The following is a 2,046-nucleotide window of genomic DNA, read 5'->3' as shown; positions in this document are numbered from 1 at the left end:
GTGCTTGGAATGCTGTTAATAGAATTTTGTCAACTGGAAAAATTGATTTGGTAGGATTGCATACTCATATTGGTACCTACATTACTTTATCTGAAGCATACGCTACCGCCATTGGAAAATTAGCTGCTTTGGCAAATAGAATATTTGATCGTTTTCAAACAAGTATTGGTTATATTGACGTTGGAGGAGGGTTTGCTTCACAAAATACGCTACAAGGGGCTTATATGCCAGGAACGGATACTACGCCAAGTTTTGATGATTATGCACATGCCATTACCACAGCTATGACAGCTGCTAGTTTTCCTAATAACGAAAATCCTACGTTAATTTTAGAAACAGGTAGAGCTTTAATTGATGATGCAGGCTGGTTAGCAGGCTCGGTTTTGGCAAACAAACGATTGGCAGATGGGCGTAGAGCCATGATTATTGATACGGGTGTAAATTTAATGTTTACGGCTTTTTGGTATGACCACGAAATTTATCCGGTACAAGAAACAACATTCCAGTCTGAACCCACCACAATTTACGGTCCTTTATGTATGAATATTGATGTAATTCGTAAAAATATTGATTTCCCAATGCTTAATAAAGGAGACCATTTTGTAATAAAGCGGGTAGGAGCCTACACCATGACACAGTGGATGCAGTTTATTACCTATCGCCCAAATATTGTGTTAATTGATGAAAATGAAAAAGTGCACCTTATTAGAAAACAAGAGGATAAAGAAGTATTTAGAAGACAGGAATTAATACCTAAACACCTTGAAAATAAATAGAAACAGAGTGTAATTATTTGAAAAAGGATAATTTGTAAATGAAAGATAATTTAATTAAAAAAAGCCGTATTTTAGGAGAAGCTGTTTTAACAAGCTATTCACAGATATTTTTCACAGGAAATAAAATTTTAGCAACAATTTTACTTGTTGTAAGTTTTATTGACTGGTGGACTGGTTTAAGTGGTTTAATAGCTGTGATTACTGCTGTTATTTTGGCTGAAGTGTTAGGTTATTCACCTATAACACTTAAAAAAGGCTTATTTAGTTTCAATGCTTTATTAGTAGGTTTAGGTGTTGGTACTTATTTTTCACCTGGATTAGAAGTGCTGTTATTAATTGTAATGGGTGGTGCTATTGCTTTTTTTAGTACCATTTTTTTAATGGGAGTATTTGCAAAATACGGCTTACCGTTTTTAAGTATTCCGTTTTTGTTGGCTATGTGGCTGTTGTTATTGGCTTTTCCATCATTTTCAGGGATTGCACTTAATACAGAAGCTTTATACCCTTCTAATATGTTTTTTAAATTAGGCGGTAATGCACTGGTAGTACTAGTTTATGGCTTAAATAACTTTTTTAAAGATACGGGTTTTGATACTTATTTTTTATCATTAGGTGCTATCTTTTTCCAATTTAATATCTTAGCAGGTATTCTTATTGCAATAGGTTTACTAATTCATTCTCGTGTAAATTTTTTATTCTCATTAATTGGTTTTTTTGTAGCTTTTTGGTTGTATTCATTCTTAGGAATGTACACAGGGTCCTTAAATTATACCTACTACGGATTTAATTTTATTTTATCGGCCATTGCAATTGGTGGCTATTTTTTAATTCCGTCTCGGCAATCATTTTTGTGGAATTTGTTATTAATACCTGTTTTGGTTGTAACCACAATAGGTTCTGATAGGTTGTTCTCTTACTTTGGTTTATCAGTTTTTTCATTGCCTTTTAATATGGTTATTATTGGTGTTTTATATGCATTTAAAATACGATACAATCAAACCAACCCACCAATTTTAACGATAATTCAGCAAAAAAATCCTGAAACTAACGCTTATTTATATCATAGTCAGCCAGCGAAAGAATATGCTGCTTTTACCATGCCAATACGATTGCCTTTTATGGGGAAATGGACTGTAAATCAAGGTCATGAAGGTAGATATACACATAAAGAATTTTTTAAATATGCGTGGGATTTTATCATCAAAGATGAAACGTCAGGGAAAGAATATTCAGGAGATGGATTGTTATTGAGTGATTATTTTTGTTATGA

General features: G+C 32.9%; 2 protein-coding genes. Both read left to right on the top strand.

All coding sequences use genetic code 11. The annotated features are described in order from the left end of the window. The coding region (locus L3J60_RS13420) for a hypothetical protein (RefSeq protein ID WP_291976077.1) at nucleotides 1-776 on the top strand (776 nt) is incomplete at its 5' end. Between the two features lie 38 nt (nucleotides 777-814). Further along, on the top strand, nucleotides 815-2,046 hold a 1,232-nt coding region (locus L3J60_RS13415; RefSeq protein ID WP_291976076.1), incomplete at its 3' end, for an urea transporter.

The sequence above is a fragment of the Lutibacter sp. genome, assembly GCF_021647475.1.
Classification (GTDB): Bacteria; Bacteroidota; Bacteroidia; order Flavobacteriales; family Flavobacteriaceae; genus Lutibacter.
This window is presented reverse-complemented; position numbering and strand designations above follow the sequence as displayed.